Genomic DNA, 19,319 nt, shown 5'->3' with positions numbered 1-19,319 from the left:
CGGACGGTATTTATTCGTCGATGTGCGAACGTCGCTCACGGTGCGCCTCCATCGAGGACGTCGTTGAAAGCGTACCACCCCGCGGGTTGTCCCGCGAGCCAGGCGGCGGCATCGAGCGCTCCAGCCGCGAACACCGCGCGATTCCCCGCGCTGTGTGACAGCGAGAGCGACTCATTGTTGCCGGCGAGCAACACCTCGTGTTCGCCAGTAACGTCGCCGGCACGGCGCGCGTGGACGCCGATTTCCCCCGACTCACGGGGTGCATGCCCGGACCGGCCGTGAACGCGCTCTTCGAGGTCCGGCCGGGCCGCCTCGATGTCCTCGAGCAGCGTCGTGGCCGTTCCAGAGGGGGCATCGCGCTTTCCGTTGTGGTGCGTCTCCGTCAGTTCGACGTCGTAGCCCGGCACCGCCGCGACGGCTGCGGTGACCGCCCGCCGGAGGGCAGCGACACCGCGGGAGAAGTTCGTCGCCCACAGCACGGGGGTCTGTGCAGCCGTCTCGCGGAGTTTCGCTCGGTCCGTGTCGTCGAAGCCAGTCGTCCCAGTGACGACACCGACGTCTGCCGACGAGGCACTCGTCGCGTACTCGAGGGCCGAGGACGGACCGGTGAAGTCAACGAGGACGTCGACGGGCTCTGCATCGAGCAGCCCGCCGAGTGATCCCGCATCATCGACCGGAACGCCGGCGACTCGCTCGACCGGAGATCGACTAACAGCGACCGCGACCTCGACGTCTGCCCGCTGGGCGGCCGTTTCGAGCACCGTTTGACCCATGCGACCGGTTGCGCCGGTGACGGCAATCTGAACCGCTTCGGTGTCGGCCGTGGTCATTCGACCGCCCCCGGCGGCTCGGCCGCCGACGCGTCGTCCTCATACCGCTCGAGCACTTCGCGGAGTGACTCGCGGTGCTCGGGGGCAAGTCGCGTGAGCGGGGGTCGGACGGTCGGGCCGCCGCGGCCGCGAAGGTGCATCGCCTCCGTGACGGGGATCGGATTCGTCTCGACAAACAGCTCCCGCATAAGCGGACCGAGCTCGTGGTGGAGCGTGCGGGCGCGGTCGTAGTCTCCAGAGAGCGCGGCACCGACCATGGCGCACGTCCGCTCGGGTTCGACGTTCGCCACGACGCTTATCGTTCCGGTCCCGCCGACAGAGAGGATCGGTAACGTGATCCCGTCGTCGCCGGAGAGCACCGAAAACGTCTCCTCACGGGTCGCCTCGACGATCTCGCTTATCTGCCCGAGGTCGCCGGACGCTGCCTTGTATCCCTGAATGTTCGGGTGTGTCGCGAGCTCGGTGGCGACGTCGACTGGGATCGACCGGCCCGTGCGCGAGGGCACGTTGTAGACGATCTGCGGAAGGTCGATCGCGTCGGCGATCGTTCGATAGTGCTCGAGGAATCCGGCGGGCTCCGGCTTGTTGTAGTACGGCGAGATGAGGAGGAGCCCGTCGGCACCGGCGTCCGCGGCGCGGCGCGACAGTGAGAGTGCCTCCGCGGTGTTGTTCGATCCGGTGCCAGCGATCACGGGTACGTCGTCGACGGCGTCACGAACCGTCTCGACCACCTCGATGTGCTCGTCGTGGGTCATCGTCGCCGACTCGCCGGTCGAGCCGACCGGGACGACGCCGTCGACGCCGGCGCGCTCGAGGTAGCGAGCGTTTTCGGCGAGTTGGTCGTGGTCGATCGCGTCGTCATCGGTAAACGGGGTCGTCATCGCGGGGTACACCCCCTGAAACGGCTCTGTGTCGGTGGTGGTGGCTGTACGGTTCGTCGTCGTGTACGGCGTCGTGGTTCTCGTGGTCGACATCGGTGTGGTGTCTGTGGACGTGGCGTCCGTGAGCGTGGTGTCCGTCGGTAGGTGGAGACCGGTACGTCCGGTGCCGATCTCCTCGGTCGCGGTGCCGGTGCGTCGCGCGGATCAGGGCCGTCCGAAACGGGGATGCCACTCCCGCCTGGGGACGTCTCAGACCCGTTTCGGGTTCGGAGAGAAGGGACGCGCCGCTGTCGGCCGCGGCGTGCCGGCCATCGGCGCGTGCTGCGTCACGACTACGGATATAACGGAGAGCGAGTTATAGGTTGTGGGTCAGTACGTACGTTTTTGCCGCCGCCGCCCGTCCGTAGAGATCCGATGGCCACGACAGCAGACGACGAGACGGCGGGGCGCCGCGAGTACGATCCCAGCGCCGAGCACGCATTCCCGGACGCCCGGCTCAACGAGGTATTCGACGAGATTCGCGACGATCCAGAGATAACCACGTATCTCGAGGCCCAGAACGTCAACGCGGTCACGCGGAAGGGCTACAACGATCACGGGACCAAACACGTCGAGATAGTCAGAGACCGTGCGCTCCGGCTCTACGATCTGCTGAAGACCGGTGGAGTCCGATTTAACGGCGCCAGACAGCAGGGGCTCGAAGAGGCAGACGAACCCGTTATCGTTGCACTCGCGGCGACGTTACACGACGTCGGCCACGTCGTCCACCGCGACCAGCACTCCTACTACTCGATCCCGCTCGCAGCCGACATCCTCGACCGGCTCTTGCCAGCATTCTACGACGTCGAGGCGCAGGTTCGCGTGAAAGCCGAGGTGCTCCACGCCATCCTCTGTCATCACACCGAAGAGGAGCCGCTGACGCGCGAGGCGGGTGTGATCCGGATCGCAGACGGTCTCGACATGGAGCAGGGTCGTTCGCGCGTCCCGTACGAGAAGGGTGGCCGCGGTATCAACACCGTCTCCTCACAGGCGATCGAGTCGGTCAGTCTCCGCCCAGACGACGACGTCCCCGTCGAAGTCGAGATTCGAATGAACAACGCCGCGGGCGTCTACCAGGTCGACTCCCTCCTGAAGGCGAAAGTCGACGGCTCGCTGCTTGAGGATGTGGTTCGCATCGTCGCCGTCAACACCCGAGGCGACGGCGAGGGCCCTCTCGTCGAGCGGATCGAGCTCTGAGCCGGGGGCGGCAGCCGCGGCTACAAAACCCAGCAGGGACCGCCGGCTCTCGGGGGTTTTATACCCACGAGCGCTTCCCGGGAGCCAGACACTGGTCGTGGCCCGGCTCGGAAACTCGATTCGATTGTTGGGAAACGCGGAGTTCGCCTCACTTGCGGGGACGGCGTTCGCTCGCAGCCAGGCGTACTCGACGGTGCTCATCGCGCTCGCGCTGTACGCCGACTTGTTCGGTACCACGGGCACCGTCGAGGGGTTGTTCGGGACCGCTTTTGCGGTGGTCCAGCTCGTCGTCGTCCTGCCGCTCGGCCGAGCGGTCGACACGGGCAACGCGAAGCGGTACCTGCTCGCCGGATTCCTGATCAACGTCGCCGTATTCGTCGGGTTCGCGCTCGTCGACTCGCCGACGCACGTGATCCTCGTCCGGATGCTCCAGGGGCTCGGTGCGAGCGTCCTCTGGATCACCGGCGCGACGATCATCGGCGAGGTGAGTCCCGACGAGAGCCAGGGGCTGTGGCTCGGCTCGTACAACCAGTTCGCGTCCGTCTCCTCGCTCGCCGGGGACCTGCTCGGCGGCTACCTGCTGTACGCGTACGGCTTCACCGAGACGTACGCGGTGCTCGCCGTGATCACGCTCGGGTCGTTCGCGCTCGTCTACCGCTTTCTGCGTGACAATCCTGGTGGGCGGAGCGATCCGGATGCCGCCGGCGGCTTGGAGACGTTTCGGTCGCTCGTCGCGCTACCGATGCTGCGGTCGCTCGTCGTCTTCCGATTTACTTTCAGCGTCGGGAAGATGGCCGTCATCATCTTTCTCCCGATATACGCCCGCACGACGTTCGACATCTCGGCGTTCGCCATCGGGTGGATCATGGCCGGCGGCAAGGCGACGAAGGCGGTCACACAGGGATTCGTCGGAGATCTGACCGACCGGTATGGGTGGCGTCACGGATTCGTTGGCCTCGGCGCTGCGCTCTACGGGGTCGGGACCGCAGCGATCCCGCTCGCGGCGGTAGCCGAAGGAACGATAGACCCCGTCACTGTCTCGTACCTCGGCGACTCACAGACCCTCGGCGGGGCGTTCTTCGCGCTGTTTGCGGCCTACTCGCTGCTCGGCATCGCCGACTCCATCCGACTGCCTGCGAGCATGTCGTTGTTCGTTGACGAGGGCGAACGGCACGAGGCAGTCGCCAGCGCGATGTCGCTCCGATCCATTTCTTGGAAGGTGGGGCAGGTTGTTGGTCCGGTCCTCGTTGGCGCGACGATGGACATAACGAGCACCGAAGCAGGTTTCCTCCTCGCGGCAGGGTTTATTGCCTTCTCGACGACCCTCTTCGCCGTGCAGGCGCGGCGGGCAGCGGCCCGGTCGAGAGCCGTCATCTGACCGGACAGTCACAGAGGCTCAGCTGATGTTCGCCGGGTGAAGCGGTCCACCGTCGGAAGCGATTTTACCGCCGTTGGCGTACCGCGTGCATGACCGACGACGCCACCCTCGCAGATCTTCGTGTAAGTGCCGACTACCAGTTCGGATCCGGTGCGGGCGACGCGCTTTTTCCGCCTGACGAGCCGATAACCATCCGTCGGTCAAGCGGCGGTCGACCGCGGCAGGTCCTCGCCGGTGATGTCGACGACACGCCTGGAAGCCCGGCCGGAGACCGGCTCGTTACCTACGGCACCGACGGTCGATTCACCCTCGGTGAGACCGGAGCGAGACGCCTCAAGGCGGCGATTTCGTCCCCTGCATCCCGCGTCGTCGTCGGCGAAGAGAGCGAGCCGTACGTCAGAGACGGTCGGAACGCCTTCGCCAAGTTCGTCGTCGATGCGGACCGCGACATCCGCCCCGGCGACGAGGTGGTCGTCGTCGACGAGCGCGACCGGCTCTTCGCGGTCGGTCGTGCCGAGTTATCCGGGCTTGAAGCGCTCGCGTTCGCCAGCGGGGCGGCAGTGAAGGTGCGTCACGGGTTTGACGCCAGCTGACGCCACGGCACAGAGCATCCCATTGGTGACACGTTACAGTATGCCGGTCAGTCCGACGGCTTCGATAAGCGGCACGCCGGCAAGCACGGAGCCGAGCAGGTAGCCACCAATCGCTCCGCCGTTGAGCAGCGGGAGTCCGGCGTGCGGTCGCCCGCGCATCACCCAGCGCAACAGAAGGAGTAGTCCGGCGATAGTCCCGGTTGCCGCAAGCAGTGCGGGAAGATTCAACCCGAGGTACGGCACCGAGAGCGGAGCAGCCGGTGAGAACGTCGCCGCGCTCGCGACGAGCACCGCCGGGATCACCGCGTCTCCGAGGCCGATAAAGAAGGCGTCGCGGTCGTCAGCAGTCGGTTCGTTGGTAGCCGGTTCGCCGGTACCATCCACTGACTCGCGCTCGGCGTCTGTCGACTTGCCGGTCTCGTCGGATGCTGCCCCGTGCTCGGCGTCCGTACGTACCGTATCGTCGTCATCGGGTGATTCTTCAAGTAGCGAGTACGAGAGCGAGAGCGGAACCACGAGGACGACAGGGATGTTCAGGTCCATTACGCCTTCAGCAAGCGAGAGCATGTGTTCGGTCCCGTACACCGAGATCGCGTCGTACACCGCAAGCGCGACCAACAAGACGAGCGCAGGAAGGAGCCCGAACGAGATGCCGAAGAGGCCCGCCGCGCCGGCTCCCATCAGTACCCCGGCGGTGTCGATGACATACCATTCGGGGTGGACGAGCAAGCCGACGGCGACAGCGACCGCAGGGACCGCGGCAACGAGCGGCGACGCCACCGCCGCGAACACGTACCACGAGAGCCACGCGGAGACGCCGACGATGAGCAGCCGAACTGCCCAGTCGAACTCGTACCGAAACGCAGCAAGCATCACCCCGCTCATCGCGAGAATCGCGACCACGTACAACAGGCTGTTCGTCGGGTCCTGGGGGTTCTCGACCGGCTGGTACCCGCTCGCGGTGAACGCGGGAACTAATGCGAGCGCCCCCACCTGAACGGCAAGAAACAGCCCAATAGCGAAGACGACACCGCGGTACTCGCGGGGAAGCATGTACGGGTCGTTCGACACTCGGCGGTATCCTCCTTGCGCTTCCGTGTCGGCCGTCGCCACGAGTGAGGTCACACACTGGCACACGAGCCATCGTGACCCATTCGTGTAGTAGTGTATGCGAGGTGACGAAGGCGAGAGGCGGGCGGGTGACCGGCGATGACCAGCGGACCCCAAACTGCGTCGATGCCGGCCACCCGAGGCGGGACGGGCGCGGGTCGGATTCGCCGAACCTCGACGAGAAAAGCGTCGAACTTCGGCAGATAGTGATATGCCGTTCTCCGGTATAAACCCACGGAACGCCGGCGCGCCGTAGTACAGGCTCAGTCGTCGGTCGACAGCGAGCGGCGAAGCGCCGTCTCGAGGTTGTCGAGTTCTGCGTCGAAGTTGCGCTTGAAGAACGACTCGACGCCCGGTACTGCCCCCTCGACGACGAACTCGTTCGCCAGCTGGCACCCCGTCTCAGTCTCGTGTATCTCGTGTTCGCCGGTGACACGGAAGGCCCGCGACTTGCCGACGAACTTCACCCGATTCGGCGGGCGTCGGTCGACTTCCTCGGTCTCGACCGTAATCGTCGATCGGATCATCGGAATCGGCAGGGCGACGTGCCACGTCGCCGTTCCGTCTTCGTGAACCTCGAAGGTGTCCACGACGCTTATCGCTCCCGCGCGTTTTTCGGCGTCGGAGATGAACGCCCACACGGCTGCTGGCGGGGCGTCGAACTCGAACGTCCGGGAGACCCTGACGGTCATACTACGTCGTCGTTCTGCCGACGATTAAATGGCGGGGAGTCGGCGTCGCGGTCCGAACGTATCGAGACGGTGTTCACGGTGAGAGCGTGGTCACAACTGGCTTAGCTGCCACTATCACGACTGGCTTACGCGCCACGTCGTCGATCGGGCCCGGCCCCACTTTTCGATCTCGACGTCGTCGGCTTTCTCCGCTAAGTGCGGTAGGCGGGAGCCGACCTGTTTGGCGGTGAGACCGATAGCGTCGGCGATCGTCTTCGAACGGAGGTACCGCTCGCCTCGGGTGACGCTGTCGGTGAGGTACGCGAGGATGCGTCGTTCTTCCTCGGTGTACTCGCTCATCAAGCGATCAAAGGCGGTTGACGGGCTTAACGGTTTCTCGTGACGTCCGTCACTCGAAGATCTGTACCGCGACGACGGCGAGCAGCGCACAGACGAAGGCGGTGCCGAACCCCCACGCCTTTCCCAGTTGCGTCGGGTATCCGAACATCACGGCGGCGCCGACGAGCGCCACGGCCGACAGCGCGAGGGTCACGCCGAGCCCTTTGTCGGACGAGAGAGTTGCCTCAGACATACGAGAGGCTTTGCGGGCCGCTACTTAGTTCATGCGGACCTGACGTCACCGGTTGACATACCGCGCGCGGACCGCCTCACACGATATGGACGTGCTCTGAGGCCTCGTTGAGCGCGAGATTCGCGGCGATCTCGGCGTTCCGCATGGCGTACTCGGCGGTGTGTTGAAGACTGACGAGTACCTCTCGGGTCAACAGCAACACGGTGTTGTCGAGGTCAGTTGGTAGCTCGTCGAGGATCTCTTGCTCGCGATCTTCGAGCCTAGCAAAGCGGTCACGACACTCGACGGTGAGGTCGTAGTCGCGTTCGACGACTGCCCTGACTGCGAGCGCGGTGAGCTCGTCCACCTGGTCGGTGAACTCCCGGATCTGCCGCATCGTGGCGCTGTCGACGTCGAGCGTGTGGCCCTCCGCTTCCATCACGATGTCCGCGATGTCTTCGGCGTTGTCGGCGGTGAGTTCGAGGTTCTTCGCGACGGAACGGTAGCCGATGAGCGGGAATCCCTCCTCCAGTCCGACGGCCCGTGCGAGGTTGGGGTTCTGGTAGGCGGTGAAGATGAGCCGCAACAACAACACGAATATCTTGTTTGCCTGCCGTTCACGGTTGAGCGACCGCTGGGCGAGGTCGGCGTTTCCGTGGGCGAGCGCTTTGACCGCCTCACCGCGCATCGTCGACCCCGTATTCTCGAGTCGTTCGAGCAGGTTGTCGAGTGTGAAGTCTTCCGGGTCGACCGAACAGCGAATCGAGATATCTTCCGGGGTCTCTTCTATCACGCCGAGCCCCATCAGCTGCGTCTCGGCTTTGTACACCGCATTGATGTGTTCGCTGTCGAGCGTCCCTTCGCTCTTGACATGAATGACCCGCCGACCGAGCACGTATTGGGCGACGACCGCGCGCTCGAGTGCTTGGGCGTCGAGGCCGTCTGCGCTGAGTATTGCCTCCGACTCTTCGTTACTCACCGACTCCGGTAACACCGTGAGCGTCCCCTTGCCGCCCATCCGCAGCGACACCTCGTCTCCCTTCTCCACGCCGTGGTCCTGTGCCCACTCGGCGGGCAGCGTCATCGCCAACGTCGACGGGCCCAGCCGCTGGACTTTCCGCGTCTCCATGGCCGCTCGTACGACAGGATACTCCTTAACATTGTTCCCATGCTCATTATATTCGACAGCCAATGTACAAGGTGTACAGACGCAATCTGCCGCGACCGGCCCGTTGTTGCGCACACGAGTCCGACTCGTTCGAATGCCTCAGTCGCTTACTGCAGGGCCGAACTCCTCGAGGAGCGCGTGGAGCGCGGCGGCGAGCTCTTCGAACCGGTCGATCTCCATCGAGTCGGTCGTCACCCACACGCCGTGTCCGTTCGCGATGACTCGGGTGAGATAGCCGTTGGCGAACACTCGAACGGTGAACTGGTAGGCGCCGAGCTGGGTGTCTCGATACAGCGACTGGGCGTGGAACCCGTGCCGCTCGCTCTCTGCGAACCCCACGAGATCGGCCGTCCGGTCGAGTTCCCCGCGCAGGTACAGCTGTTCGACCGTGTCCTCGGTGAAGTACGTGACACTTCGGAGCTCGTCGCCGGTTGCGGTCCGTGCGGCGCGGACCAGTGCGTCGCCGTCGGTCGCCGATAGGTGTGACATGTCATCATGTGTGCCGGGGTCGTACATGAGCGTGGGGGTGTATACCACGAACCATCTACACGTGTTGTCGATCAGACAGGTGTTCGCGGCGGCCGAGGGACAGAGTTTAGCGACTCGGCCGAGTTGGCCCGGTGTATGAGCGGCACCGACGACGTCTGTGTGCTGTTGCCGGCCTTCCAAGAGGCCGAAACGGTCGGGAGCGTCGTCACCGCGTTCCGCGACGCGGGATTCGAGAACGTGCTCGTCGTCGACGGTGACTCGACGGACGGAACTCGCGACACGGCACGGGCAGCCGGTGCACGGGTTGTCGTGCAGTCGGGAACCGGAAAGGGCCAGGCCGTCCGGGAGGCCGTTCACGAGCAGATCAGAGCCCCGTACGTGTTGATGGCCGACGCCGACGCGACGTACGATCCGGCTGACGCCGACGCGATGATCGAACCGCTCCGCGCGGGCGAGGCCGAACACGTTATCGGCGACCGGTTCGCCGACATGCGGCCAGGGGCGATGACCCGGCTAAACCGCGTCGGTAACCGGATCATCAACGGCGCGTTCCGGGTCATCCACGGTGACGCGTACGGTGACATCCTCTCGGGCTATCGCGCGTTCACCCGCGAGTCGTTCCGTCGGCTCCCGCTCTCGGCCGACGGGTTCGGCATCGAGACCGAACTTGCCGTCGAGTGCGTCAAACAACGGGTTCCGGTGGCCGTGGTTCCCGTCACCTACCGACCGCGGCCCGGCGGCTCCTCGACGAACCTCCATCCGGTCCGTGACGGCGGAGTGATCTTCCTCGAACTCTACCGCAAAGCGAAGACGAACAATCCGCTGTTCTACTTCGGTAGTGTCGGTGCGGGCTTAACGATCCTCGGTGCGATCATGGCGGGCTTCGTGCTCTACCGGTGGATCCGATTCGACGTGGGTCACGAGATCGTCGCCGTCGCCGCCACCGGTGCGATCATCTTGGGGATCCAGCTGCTCGTCTTCGGCGTCCTCGCCGACATGATTCTCTCGTTACACCGCGAGGCCGAAGACCAGCGGACCCGCGCGGCGGCCGGGGGAGACGTGTCGAACTCGACTCACGGGGGCCGAGGACCGCGCCGGGACACATCCGCCCCCGGGGCTGCCGAGACCGACGAACACGATGGCGGGACTCCCAGTGCGACCGACGGCACCCCAGATACATCCGTCTCAGGGCCACTAGAGCGGTGAATGCTCACCGCTTGGACCGTCAGTAGTTTGTACGTGGCCGGAAAGACGGACACCGTATGGACGAAAAACGCCTCGTCGTCGCCCTCTTCGGCCTCGTAGTCGCACTCATCGCCGGCTACATCGCCTATCGCTTCGTCGCCGCGCTGACCGTTGCTGTGTTCCTGTATTACTCCACACGACGATTCTACCACGCGCTCGCTCGGTTCCGGCTTCCGGCTCGGCTTAGAGCGGCGACCGCACTCTCTGTCATCGCCGTCCCCCTCCTCTTGCTTTTGAGCTCTACGGTTGTGCTGCTGCTCGTCGAGGCGCGCCGGTTTATCCAACAGTACCCGATAGCCGAGTCGGTCGGTGGACAGGAGCGGTGGGTCGGACGACTCCGACAGCTCTCTGATCTCTCCGTTCGTGGGGCGATCGACGCGTATCAGTCTGGCCAATTTGACCCCCTCGTCGGGCTCATCGTCGACAACGCCGCGTTGTTGACGAACACCGCGTCTGGCTTCCTCCTGAATGTGTTGATCACCGTCGTCGTCACCTACTATCTGCTTCTCGACGGCCCGACGCTTCACGCGTGGCTGCTCCGGTTCGACGACGACGCGATCGTCCGTGAGTATCTTGAAGCGGCCGACGCAGAGCTTGAAGCGGTGTTGTACGGAAACCTGCTCAACGTCATCGCCATCTCGATCATCGCCATCGTGACCTACACCGCGTACAACGTCGTTGCACCTCCGGCCGTCTCTGTGCCGTACCCGACGCTCTCAGGGGCGCTCACCGGGATTGCGAGTCTGATTCCGGTCGTCGGAATGAAGATTGTCTACCTTCCGCTCGCCGGTGTGACCGCCGTGCCGGCACTGCTCGGCTCGGATACCGGGCTGTTGGCGTACATTGCCGTCTTACTCGCTGTGGCGGTCGTCGTCGTCGACACCGTCCCCGACGTGGTGTTACGGCCCTACTTTAGCGGCGAGACGACCCACGTCGGCTTGTTGATGCTGGCGTACGTCTTCGGCCCCGTCGTGTTCGGGTTCCACGGCCTCTTTCTCGCGCCGATCGTGCTCGTCCTCGTCTTGACCTTCGGTGACACAGCACTCCCACAACTGCTCGGGGTTGACCCCGACGATCAGTCTCGGTCTGTTTCTGCAGCCCAGCGACGACTCGAAGAGTTCCTGTAGTCGACGCGGCGACGAAGAGCATATATCCGTGCTCGCTGACCATTCGGGTACGTATGCGCGCGCACGTCATCGGTCTCGGCGGGGCGGGCGGTCGGATCGTCGACCGGCTCGCTGCCGACCGTGACCACGAGCGGTTCCTCCACGGCGTCTCTGCGTTCGACACCGATCGCGCGGCTCTCGCGTCGCTCTCGGCGGTCGGCGAAGCCCGTCGTCACCGATTCGGTGACACTGCCGGGGGTGAGGGGCTGACCGGAGACCTCCACGCCGGTCGGGAGATCGGCGACGCCCACGCCGACGAACTGTGCCGCGCGATGGACGACCAGCGCCCCTCACTCGCCGAGGCGTTCGTCCTCATCATCGGCCTCGGTGGCGGTGCCGGTGGTGGGGCAGCGCCAGCGCTCGCGGCCGAACTCCGGCGGCTCTACGACACCCCAGTGTACGCGATCGGGCTCCTCCCGACGGCACCGGATCGCCAAGGCACCGTCGCCCGGTCGACGCAGGACCCGACCCAACGGACGGGCGAGACGGACCCGTCGGCGGCCACAGCCGAGCCGACGCGTCCCTTGAGCGAGAAGAACGCGGCGCGGACGCTCTCGGCGCTTTCCGACCGAACGGCCGCGGTGTTCCCGTTCGATACCGACGCCTGGCTTCGGCGCGGCGAGACGCTAGCCGCAGCGCGCGAGCGCATCAACGAGGTTGTCGCCGACCACGTGGCGGCGTTGTTCGGCGCGGGAGAGACCGATGGTGACGCCGTCACCCCACAACAGGTGCTTGACGCGAGCGACGTTGCCCGGGCGGTCGGCGAGGCGGGTGAGGTCGCCGCGCTCGGCTACGCGACGCAGGCGGTCGACACGCCCGAGTCTACGTCCTCTCGGTTCGGACTCGGACTGTTTGGCTCCGATGAACCGCCGGCCGTAGACACGAGCGCGGCCATCTCCGTCATCGAGACGGTGATCCGGAAAGCGACCCGCGGGAAGAACACGATCGCCGTTGCGGACGGTCGCGCCGACCGCACGTTGTTGGTCGTCGGCGGGCCGCCCGCCTGGCTCAACCGCGAAGCGATAGCCGAGGGCCGTCGGTGGCTCGTCAACGAGACCGGCTCCGGCGCGATACTGAGCGGTGACGCTCCGGTTCCCGGCAGCGACGAGGTGTTTGCGCTCGTGGTGCGGTCTGGTATCGACGGGCCGGACCGAATTCGGGAGATCCACGAGTCGCTTCCGTGATCCGGCAGGTGCGGCTCGCAGTGCTTGCTGACCGCGAGGCTTAATTTCTCACCAACTCGTTCTTGTGTATGCCCGCAGCCGACGACGACCAACCGGCCACTATCGGCGCCGATATCGCCGACGTCGAAACCGTCGCCGCGCGCCGCGACGAGCTGGTTTCGGCCGTCCAGTCACACGCCGGAGCAATAGCCCACCAGCTCGCACGGCTGCAGGGGAGTGACTACGGTCGGGTTGAACTCGCGACCGACGACGGTGAGTGGACGGTCAAACACGAGGCCGGCGAGCTGGACTTCTTGTTGTTTTCACCCCGGAGCGGCTCGGACACCTACGTCGTATCGACGAAGCACCCACCGGAGCCGGCGGGGCTTGCGACCGCGCTCGCGGCGTATCCCGCGATGGTGGCGGCGTGGAACGACCACGTTGACTCGCTGTCTGGCGTGCTCGACGACGTGTCGACGGCGTTCCCGGACCCGGCTCCCACCGACGACCTCGTCGCCGAGCGCGACCGTGTCCTTGGTGCGATACGCGAGACGTGCGCCATCATCGCCGGCGAGATATATCGGTTCGAAGGCGACGACTACGGGACGTTCACCGCGCGCGTCGACGGCGACCGCTGGGAGCTCAAGTGGGACGAGGGGGCAGTCTCGTACCTCCGAATCGGCGGCTCAAACGGCGTGTATCTCCTCTCTCAGTACGAGGCCCCCGGCGCACCCGATGTGCGCGAGTACGCCGCCAGCTTCGATGGGTTCGTCGCTGCGTACAACGACTTCGTCGCAGATCTCGAGAGCGACCTCGAGACGATCGCGGTCACCGACGGCACCGACGACTAACAACTCGCCCCGCCATCTACCCACACTGTTTCGCCGGTGACGTAGTCCGCCTGCGCCGAGGCGAGGTACAAGTACGCACCTGACAGGTCGTCGGGTCGACCGGCTCGCGACGGGAGCCCCTCGGCATCGGCGATGTCGGCTCTCGCTTCGGCTGACCACCCCTCGCGAATCTCGGTCGCGATCGGTCCGGGTGCGACCGCATTGACGCGGATTCTGTGTGTGTCGAGTTCGAGCGCCGCACTCCGAGTGAGCATCTGTACACCGCCCTTCGTCGCCGCGTAGTGAGCGTGATTCGGCTCAGGCCGTTCTGCGGTCGTCGATGACGTGTTGATGATCGCGCCCTCGACACCACGGTCGATCATGTCGCGGGCCGCGAGTTGCGTGCCGAAGAACGTTCCGCGGAGGTTGACCGCTTGGACGGCCGCGAGGTCGTCGGGCGTGACCTCGAGAAACGACCGGCTTCGGTGGACGCCCGCGTTGTTCACCATCACGTCGACGCCGCCGAACGTCCGAGCCGCCTCGATAACCGACTCGATTTGCGTCGGATCGGTGACGTCCGTCTCGACGTAGGTGGCGGTCCCGCCGTGGTCCTCGACGACCTCGTGTGTCGGAGTCGCTTCGTCGAGGTCTTTGGGCGTCTCTCGAACGTCGGCGACGATCACGGTCGCGCCCGCGTCACCGAAAGCGTGCGCGACGGCGCGACCGATTCCGCTCGCCGCGCCCGTGACGACGACCGTCTCTCCCGAAAAGTCAGCCTCGATCGTTCCCATGGCGGGTGTTCGACGCGTCTGACGCCTAAGGGTTGCCATCGGGCCAGCCGCTACGCGTCGTCATCGACGTGCTGCCACGTGATATTCAGCCACGGCGATCCACAGCTGTGGATATCGATCCGACTAGTCAGCAATCCTTATGCGTCGATGTGGTGTAGCGGGCGATAGATGTCGATCACTCTGCCCGGCCCGACTCTCGGCGTCGTCGGCGGCGGCCAGCTCGGACGGATGCTCGCGGAGGCGGCAGCGCCACTCGGTGTCGACGTGGTCGTCCTCGATCCGACGCCGTCGTGTCCGGCTTCGACAGTCGCACGTGGTCAAGTTGTCGCCGAATTTGACGATCAAGACGCCATCGAAGACATCGCGAGCCGCGTCGACGCACTCACATACGAGATAGAACTCGCCGACCCTACGGCGCTCGCTGCTGCGGGTGACGCCCACTACGTGCCGGTTCACCCGACGCCAGAGACGCTGGAGACGATACAGGACAAACTCGTCCAGACCGAAGCGCTGGCCGACGCGGGCATTCCGGTCCCCGAGTTCGCCGCTGTCGCGACCGCAGACGGGCTGAAACACGTCGTCGAGGCGTTCGACGGCGTCATGCTAAAGGCACGACGAGGCGGGTACGACGGCCGTGGAAACGTTCCGGTCGAAGATCCCTCGGAGGCAGCCGCAGCGCTTGAGGCAGTCGGTGGCGACGCGATGGCAGAGCGCCTCGTCGACTTCGAGCGCGAGATTGCCGTGATGGGACTGAAAGGCGCAAACGGGGAGACGCGCACGTACCCCGCGACCGAGACGATTCACCGCGACGAGATCCTTCGCGAAAGCGTGACCCCGGCGCGAACGACCGACGAGCGGCTACAGCGGGCCCAGTCGGTCGCCGAGGACGTACTCGCGTTTCTCGACGGCCGTGGCGTGTACGGGATCGAGCTGTTCGAGACCCGCGAGGGGGAGATGCTGGTCAACGAGATCGCCCCGCGCCCGCACAACTCGGGCCACTGGACGATCGAGGGGGCGGCGACCTCACAGTTCGAGAACCACGTCCGGGCCGTACTTGGCTGGCCGCTCGGCCCGACCGACCTCGTTGAACCGGCGGTCATCGCCAACGTGCTCGGCGACGTCACGGCGTCACAGCCGCTCGATGGCGACACGGCACTTCGCGGCGTCGACGACGTCCTCGAGGAGCCGTCAGCAGCCCTCCACTGGTACGGTAAGGCAACTGTCAGGCCACTGCGAAAGATGGGACACGTGACCGTTACCGAGGACGCATCAACGGTACCCGCCGATGATGCCAGCGAACGCGCCCTCTCGCGGGCACAGGCGCTCAGGGACGGCCTCACGTTCAAATCAGCGTAGCTTCGACGGACTCTGGTTGATTCTTACCAGTCGGCGAATCCGCCGTCAATCAGCGTCTCTGCTTGGTGTCTCACGTACGCACGCTGTGCGTCGTGAACAGCCGTCGCGAACGAGTCGCCGCCTTCGAGTGCCGAGCGAACCCGCGCCCGCTTCCATCCGGCGGGGGTGGTCCGGGTATCCACGCGGTGTCGTAGCGGTGCGAGCCAGGACGACGCCTCTGTGGCGGTGCATCCGGCGGCCTCAAGACCGGCAGCCGCGTGGTCGAGCAGATCCTCGTACAGGACGTCAGTGTCGGTTGTGTGTGTCCCGTCACAGTCGATCCACGTCATCTCGGCGTCGACCCCGTCGGCGACCGCCGCGTAGAAGTTATCCCGGGCGGTCTCCCACTCAAGATTGATTACGGGGTGCTCACGGCGTGGGAGTGCACTCATCAGGCCGGCGAAGGCGGCCTGGAACGCGATGGCGTCGCGAACTGTCGGCTGGGCGGGCACGGGGCGGAATTCGATGCGCGCGTTCGCACTCGAGCGTGTCGCCCCTTCGAACACCGGCCTAACCCAGCGCCAGTAGCTGCCGTGTTTCGTTCGAAAGGTGGCGAACGCGTCGTCGAACCGATTCGAGCCGTCCGATTTGGGCATCGGGATCAGCGTCTCGTCGCGGGCGATACGATCGACGGCTGTCTCGACCTCGTAGACGTCTCTCGGAAAGCGAACCTTGCTCGCGTCTGTCTGTCCGTTGAGCACGGACTCGAAGATGTGGATTCTGTTTTCAGCCGCGCCCTCGGCGAGCACGCGCTCGCCGTCCCAGTCCTCGTTGTACAAAGACGGCGGTACGAAAGGCGAGTTCACCCCGAGCGCCAACAACGGGCCAGCGATCCGGAGCGCGTAGCGAAAGTGAACTGGGAGCGTGTCGGCCTGTGCGACCTGGTAGTGGGGCTGGATGGACGTGATCAGACTCTCGGGCATCACCGTGTCGGCCGCGAGAGTGACGCCCGGGGCCTCGAGGACGATCGGGTCGTCGTGGCCCGCGTTCGCCATGGCGTGGTAGCGAACCGCGTCGCTCATGTTCGCAGCGACAGTCACTCCGTCGACGTCCGCGCTGTCGGTGAGGTACTCGGCCGCAGACTCGCCGGCGGGCGGGATCGTCCAGACGCCGTCAGAGACCAGCCGCATCCCCTCGACGCCGGCACAATTCTCGGCCGCCTCGAGTCGGGCACGGACCTCGGCGAGCTGCGCGCGGAGCCCGTGATCGGAGAGCGGCTGTGGACTGGTGCACATCTCGGCGTTGTGGAGCCCCAGCTCCTTTTCGAATCCCATCAGCTCCAGCAGTCGCCGGGGAACCCGCATTAGTGCGTAGTCGCCGGCGCGTGACTCCCCGCTCCAGCGGCCGTCGGCGACCGCGTAGAACTCGTACTCGAAGCCAACAATCGACTGGTGATTGTCGAAGACGCCGTCGTGGAGCGCGTCTTTAACCGTCGCCGCCTCCGCTTCGGCGCGTGCTGTGAACTCGTCGGGATCGACGTCCAGTGCCGCTTCGACGCCGTCGGCGAGGGACGACTCGATGCTCATGAACTGGGTCGTCGGTCCCCGCTGTCAAAAACTCCCCGACCGACGCGAAACGCGCTTCCCGTTCGACCGCCTACGGTGGCACATGCCCGATCCACTCGGCGACGCGGCCCGACGACGGCTGGCAGAGTCCGCAGCCGGCCACCTCGCGAGCCGTGGGTTCGACGTGGTGCGGCCGGACACCCGCGCAGAGCCGCTGGCACTCGCCGAGCGAGCCGAGGTTACGCTCGGTGTCGAGCCACTGACCGCGGCGGATGCAACCCCGACGACGATCGTCTCCCGGCTTGGTCACGCGATCGATCGTGACCGGCGGGCGTTGTTCGTCGTTGCCGACGACACAGTCGCGGCCCTCGTGCGGGACGTCCTCACTGACCCGCCGCTTCTCGCAGCCGTCACGGACGGCCGTCGGACCTTCCACGCAGGGCCCGACAGAATCCCGGTCGACACGAGTGGGATCTCGAACGCGACCGGCGGATACGCGTGCTTCCGCGTCGACGACCTGCCGGGCAATGACCGTGAGGATGTGCAGGCACAGGCGTCGGGTACCGACGCCGTCGGGGATGCGGACGAGCGGCGCGATTCGACACCGGCGTTGCCACCGGCACCGCCAGCCGTCGGTGGGCGATCTCCGAACACTCCCGGAGTGTCGCGGTCCACCGGCGACCCACCGGTCCGCTGGCGTGAGACTGACACGCCGATCGGGCCGGTTCCAGCCGTCTCAGGGGTCGACTCGGCCGCGGTCGACGCAGACAGCCGACCCGTCGTGGCGCGGCTCGTGTGTGAAATTCGCGGGCGAGTCGTCGTCGTGCTCGCCGGCGTCGAGAGCCTGCGAACCCCGCCCGCAGGCGCGTTTCCGTACTTTTATCGACGCGACCCGACGGACAAGCGATTCCGCGTCAGACGCGGTTCCGACGGGCGAGTCGTTGAGTCGGTGAGTGGCTTCGGTCCGATGCGCGAGGCGGGGTTCGTCCCCGTTCCGATGCCACTCGTTCCCGAACACGTCTTGGACGTTCGAGTCGATGTCGAAGCGGCGTGGGACCTCCTCGTCGTTAGCGAGGGGCACTGAGCCCGGTCACGCTGCCGAAGCCGATGCGTAACCTGAAGGCCACGCCGACAGGAAGGCATTCGTATGACGGTTCAGTACGGCACGGTCTCGATCGAGTGGCTCGGGTACGCGACCGCACGGGTTACGACCACCGACGGACCGGTCGTGTACACCGATCCGGGACGGTACGGCGTGCTCGACGACTACTGGGCCCGCGATGGGGATGTCGTGGTTGTCACCCACGGCCATCACTACGACCCAGCGGGTATCCGGTCGGTTGCGGCCACCGACGCGACAATTCTACTCGCAGAAGCGGTCGATCCGTCCGGCGTCGACCGGCAAGTCGAGGGACTCGAGTCGCTTGCGGCCGACTACGATGTGGTCCGCGTGGACGACACGGCACAGGTCGGCGTCGAGGCGTCCGACAGAATGGTCACCGTCTGGACGGTGGCCGCCCACAACGACCCGGAGGGGCCGTGTGCGGACGCTGACGGGGCCGTTCCACACCCGCCAGGGTCGGGCTGTGGCTTTCTGCTCTCGATCGACGACCACACAGTGTTCTGGCCGGGCGACGGTGACGCGCTCGACGCGTATGCCGAACTTGAGGTCGATGTCTTTCTCGCGAATATTGGCGGCGGCGGAGTTGTGGCCGACCGCCACGCCGCCGCGGTGCTCGCCAACCGTATGGGTCCGGGGCTCGTAGTTCCAATCCACTACGAGACGGGCGGGCAGGATACAGACAACCGCCTAAGTGCTGACGGTGAGGCGTTCGCAGCGGACGTAGCGAGTCGCTCGATCCCGGTTGCGCTCGACGAGCCGTCGACCTGAGTGAGCACCGACGACGTGGTTCAAGCGAACCGACTGGCCGCACGAACCGAGCACGTTGGCCGCGCATACAACGTCGGTACCGGTGAGGCGGTGACGATACGGAACCTCGCCGAACGAATCCGGGAGAGCGTCGGTAGCGACTCCGAGATCGTACACACCGCACCCCGTGACGGAGATATTCGACACAGCCGCGCCGATATTTCGCGGGCGAGAGACAGGCTTGACTACGACGCCACCGTCGATCTCGATGCGGGTCTCGATACCGCCGTGCCTGCCGCACCAGACGCCGAACAGTGAACGAACACGCACGCAGCGTTCTGTCGTTCGACAGACGGCACCACGCCGGCAGACTCCCGCGTGGATACCCCATCACACCGGCGAATCGTTTTTATCCTGGGTCGCGTAG

At 65.7% G+C, this 19,319-nt stretch carries 21 protein-coding genes; 11 read left to right on the top strand and 10 right to left on the bottom strand.

The genetic code is table 11. From position 1 onward, the window contains the following. Positions 1 to 35: 35 nt before the first annotated feature. Together dapB and dapA are read right to left on the bottom strand one after the other, a co-directional pair. Positions 36 to 830: a 4-hydroxy-tetrahydrodipicolinate reductase gene (gene dapB / locus ACWUI7_RS10080; RefSeq protein WP_496642096.1), complete on the bottom strand. Its 795-nt coding sequence runs from the start codon at positions 828 to 830 to the stop codon at positions 36 to 38. Continuing rightward, entirely contained in the window at positions 827 to 1,804 is a 978-nt protein-coding gene (dapA, locus tag ACWUI7_RS10075) for a 4-hydroxy-tetrahydrodipicolinate synthase (RefSeq protein WP_496642095.1), read from the bottom strand. The genes dapB and dapA overlap by 4 nt, the downstream gene beginning before the upstream one ends. A 321-nt stretch (positions 1,805 to 2,125) precedes the next feature. Here dapA and ACWUI7_RS10070 point away from each other — a divergent pair, with 321 nt between their 5' ends. The 3 genes from ACWUI7_RS10070 (at position 2,126) to ACWUI7_RS10060 (ending at position 4,918) form a co-directional block, all read left to right on the top strand. Further along, positions 2,126 to 2,947: an HD domain-containing protein gene (locus tag ACWUI7_RS10070; protein ID WP_496642094.1), complete on the top strand. Its 822-nt coding sequence runs from the start codon at positions 2,126 to 2,128 to the stop codon at positions 2,945 to 2,947. A gap of 97 nt (positions 2,948 to 3,044) precedes the next feature. Continuing rightward, on the top strand, positions 3,045 to 4,325 hold the full coding sequence (locus ACWUI7_RS10065) for an MFS transporter (protein WP_496642093.1): 1,281 nt from the start codon (positions 3,045 to 3,047) through the stop codon (positions 4,323 to 4,325). 89 nt (positions 4,326 to 4,414) lie between these two features. Beyond that, positions 4,415 to 4,918 (top strand): PUA domain-containing protein, encoded by a 504-nt coding sequence (locus ACWUI7_RS10060; RefSeq protein ID WP_496642092.1) that lies wholly within the window; start codon positions 4,415 to 4,417, stop codon positions 4,916 to 4,918. A gap of 33 nt (positions 4,919 to 4,951) precedes the next feature. Here the strand turns inward: ACWUI7_RS10060 and ACWUI7_RS10055 are convergent, their stop codons facing one another. The 6 genes from ACWUI7_RS10055 to ACWUI7_RS10030 form a co-directional block, all read right to left on the bottom strand. After that, positions 4,952 to 5,971 (bottom strand): presenilin family intramembrane aspartyl protease PSH, encoded by a 1,020-nt coding sequence (locus tag ACWUI7_RS10055; RefSeq protein WP_496642323.1) that lies wholly within the window; start codon positions 5,969 to 5,971, stop codon positions 4,952 to 4,954. 320 nt (positions 5,972 to 6,291) lie between these two features. Further along, positions 6,292 to 6,720, bottom strand: a complete 429-nt coding sequence (locus ACWUI7_RS10050; RefSeq protein WP_496642091.1) for an SRPBCC family protein — start codon at positions 6,718 to 6,720, stop codon at positions 6,292 to 6,294. Between the two features lie 114 nt (positions 6,721 to 6,834). Next, positions 6,835 to 7,059: a DUF7123 family protein gene (locus ACWUI7_RS10045; protein ID WP_496642090.1), complete on the bottom strand. Its 225-nt coding sequence runs from the start codon at positions 7,057 to 7,059 to the stop codon at positions 6,835 to 6,837. Between the two features lie 49 nt (positions 7,060 to 7,108). After that, positions 7,109 to 7,291: a DUF7525 family protein gene (locus tag ACWUI7_RS10040; protein WP_496642089.1), complete on the bottom strand. Its 183-nt coding sequence runs from the start codon at positions 7,289 to 7,291 to the stop codon at positions 7,109 to 7,111. Positions 7,292 to 7,367: 76 nt separating this feature from the next. Further along, entirely contained in the window at positions 7,368 to 8,399 is a 1,032-nt protein-coding gene (locus ACWUI7_RS10035; RefSeq protein WP_496642088.1) for a PhoU domain-containing protein, read from the bottom strand. A 138-nt stretch (positions 8,400 to 8,537) separates the two neighbouring features. After that, positions 8,538 to 8,927 carry a DUF7522 family protein gene (locus ACWUI7_RS10030; protein ID WP_496642087.1) on the bottom strand — a complete coding sequence of 130 codons (390 nt, stop codon included), beginning with the start codon at positions 8,925 to 8,927 and terminating at the stop codon, positions 8,538 to 8,540. A 135-nt stretch (positions 8,928 to 9,062) separates the two neighbouring features. Between ACWUI7_RS10030 and aglJ the strand changes: the two genes are divergently transcribed. The 4 genes from aglJ (at position 9,063) to ACWUI7_RS10010 (ending at position 13,352) form a co-directional block, all read left to right on the top strand. Further along, a complete protein-coding gene (gene aglJ / locus ACWUI7_RS10025; RefSeq protein WP_496642086.1) occupies positions 9,063 to 10,133 on the top strand; it encodes an S-layer glycoprotein N-glycosyltransferase AglJ in 1,071 nt (356 codons plus the stop codon). A gap of 56 nt (positions 10,134 to 10,189) precedes the next feature. Next, positions 10,190 to 11,299, top strand: coding sequence for an AI-2E family transporter (locus ACWUI7_RS10020; protein WP_496642085.1), 1,110 nt, complete (start codon positions 10,190 to 10,192; stop codon positions 11,297 to 11,299). 53 nt (positions 11,300 to 11,352) lie between these two features. Further along, the gene (locus ACWUI7_RS10015; protein ID WP_496642084.1) at positions 11,353 to 12,522 is read left to right on the top strand and encodes an FtsZ/tubulin family protein; all 1,170 of its coding nucleotides are present in this window, start codon (positions 11,353 to 11,355) and stop codon (positions 12,520 to 12,522) included. Between the two features lie 68 nt (positions 12,523 to 12,590). Next, the gene (locus ACWUI7_RS10010) at positions 12,591 to 13,352 is read left to right on the top strand and encodes a profilin-fold protein (RefSeq protein ID WP_496642083.1); all 762 of its coding nucleotides are present in this window, start codon (positions 12,591 to 12,593) and stop codon (positions 13,350 to 13,352) included. On the opposite strand, the gene ACWUI7_RS10005 is transcribed toward ACWUI7_RS10010, so the two are convergent. Next, on the bottom strand, positions 13,349 to 14,122 hold the full coding sequence (locus ACWUI7_RS10005) for an SDR family NAD(P)-dependent oxidoreductase (RefSeq protein WP_496642082.1): 774 nt from the start codon (positions 14,120 to 14,122) through the stop codon (positions 13,349 to 13,351). The genes ACWUI7_RS10010 and ACWUI7_RS10005 overlap by 4 nt on opposite strands. A 168-nt stretch (positions 14,123 to 14,290) precedes the next feature. Here ACWUI7_RS10005 and ACWUI7_RS10000 point away from each other — a divergent pair, with 168 nt between their 5' ends. Further along, positions 14,291 to 15,478, top strand: a complete 1,188-nt coding sequence (locus tag ACWUI7_RS10000) for a 5-(carboxyamino)imidazole ribonucleotide synthase (protein WP_496642081.1) — start codon at positions 14,291 to 14,293, stop codon at positions 15,476 to 15,478. A 23-nt stretch (positions 15,479 to 15,501) separates the two neighbouring features. Here the strand turns inward: ACWUI7_RS10000 and ACWUI7_RS09995 are convergent, their stop codons facing one another. Then, positions 15,502 to 17,043 (bottom strand): glutamate-cysteine ligase family protein, encoded by a 1,542-nt coding sequence (locus ACWUI7_RS09995; RefSeq protein WP_496642080.1) that lies wholly within the window; start codon positions 17,041 to 17,043, stop codon positions 15,502 to 15,504. A gap of 82 nt (positions 17,044 to 17,125) precedes the next feature. Here ACWUI7_RS09995 and ACWUI7_RS09990 point away from each other — a divergent pair, with 82 nt between their 5' ends. The 3 genes from ACWUI7_RS09990 to ACWUI7_RS09980 all read left to right on the top strand — a co-directional run bounded on the left by ACWUI7_RS09990 (position 17,126) and on the right by ACWUI7_RS09980 (position 19,210). After that, positions 17,126 to 18,106: a hypothetical protein gene (locus ACWUI7_RS09990; RefSeq protein WP_496642079.1), complete on the top strand. Its 981-nt coding sequence runs from the start codon at positions 17,126 to 17,128 to the stop codon at positions 18,104 to 18,106. A gap of 63 nt (positions 18,107 to 18,169) precedes the next feature. After that, the gene (locus ACWUI7_RS09985) at positions 18,170 to 18,913 is read left to right on the top strand and encodes an MBL fold metallo-hydrolase (protein WP_496642078.1); all 744 of its coding nucleotides are present in this window, start codon (positions 18,170 to 18,172) and stop codon (positions 18,911 to 18,913) included. Further along, positions 18,914 to 19,210, top strand: a complete 297-nt coding sequence (locus ACWUI7_RS09980) for a hypothetical protein (protein WP_496642077.1) — start codon at positions 18,914 to 18,916, stop codon at positions 19,208 to 19,210. Positions 19,211 to 19,319: the final 109 nt, after the last annotated feature.

This window comes from Halorubrum orientale (assembly GCF_059623105.1).
The sequence above is the reverse complement of the archived record's forward strand: the minus strand, read 5'-3'. Positions and strand labels throughout refer to the sequence as shown.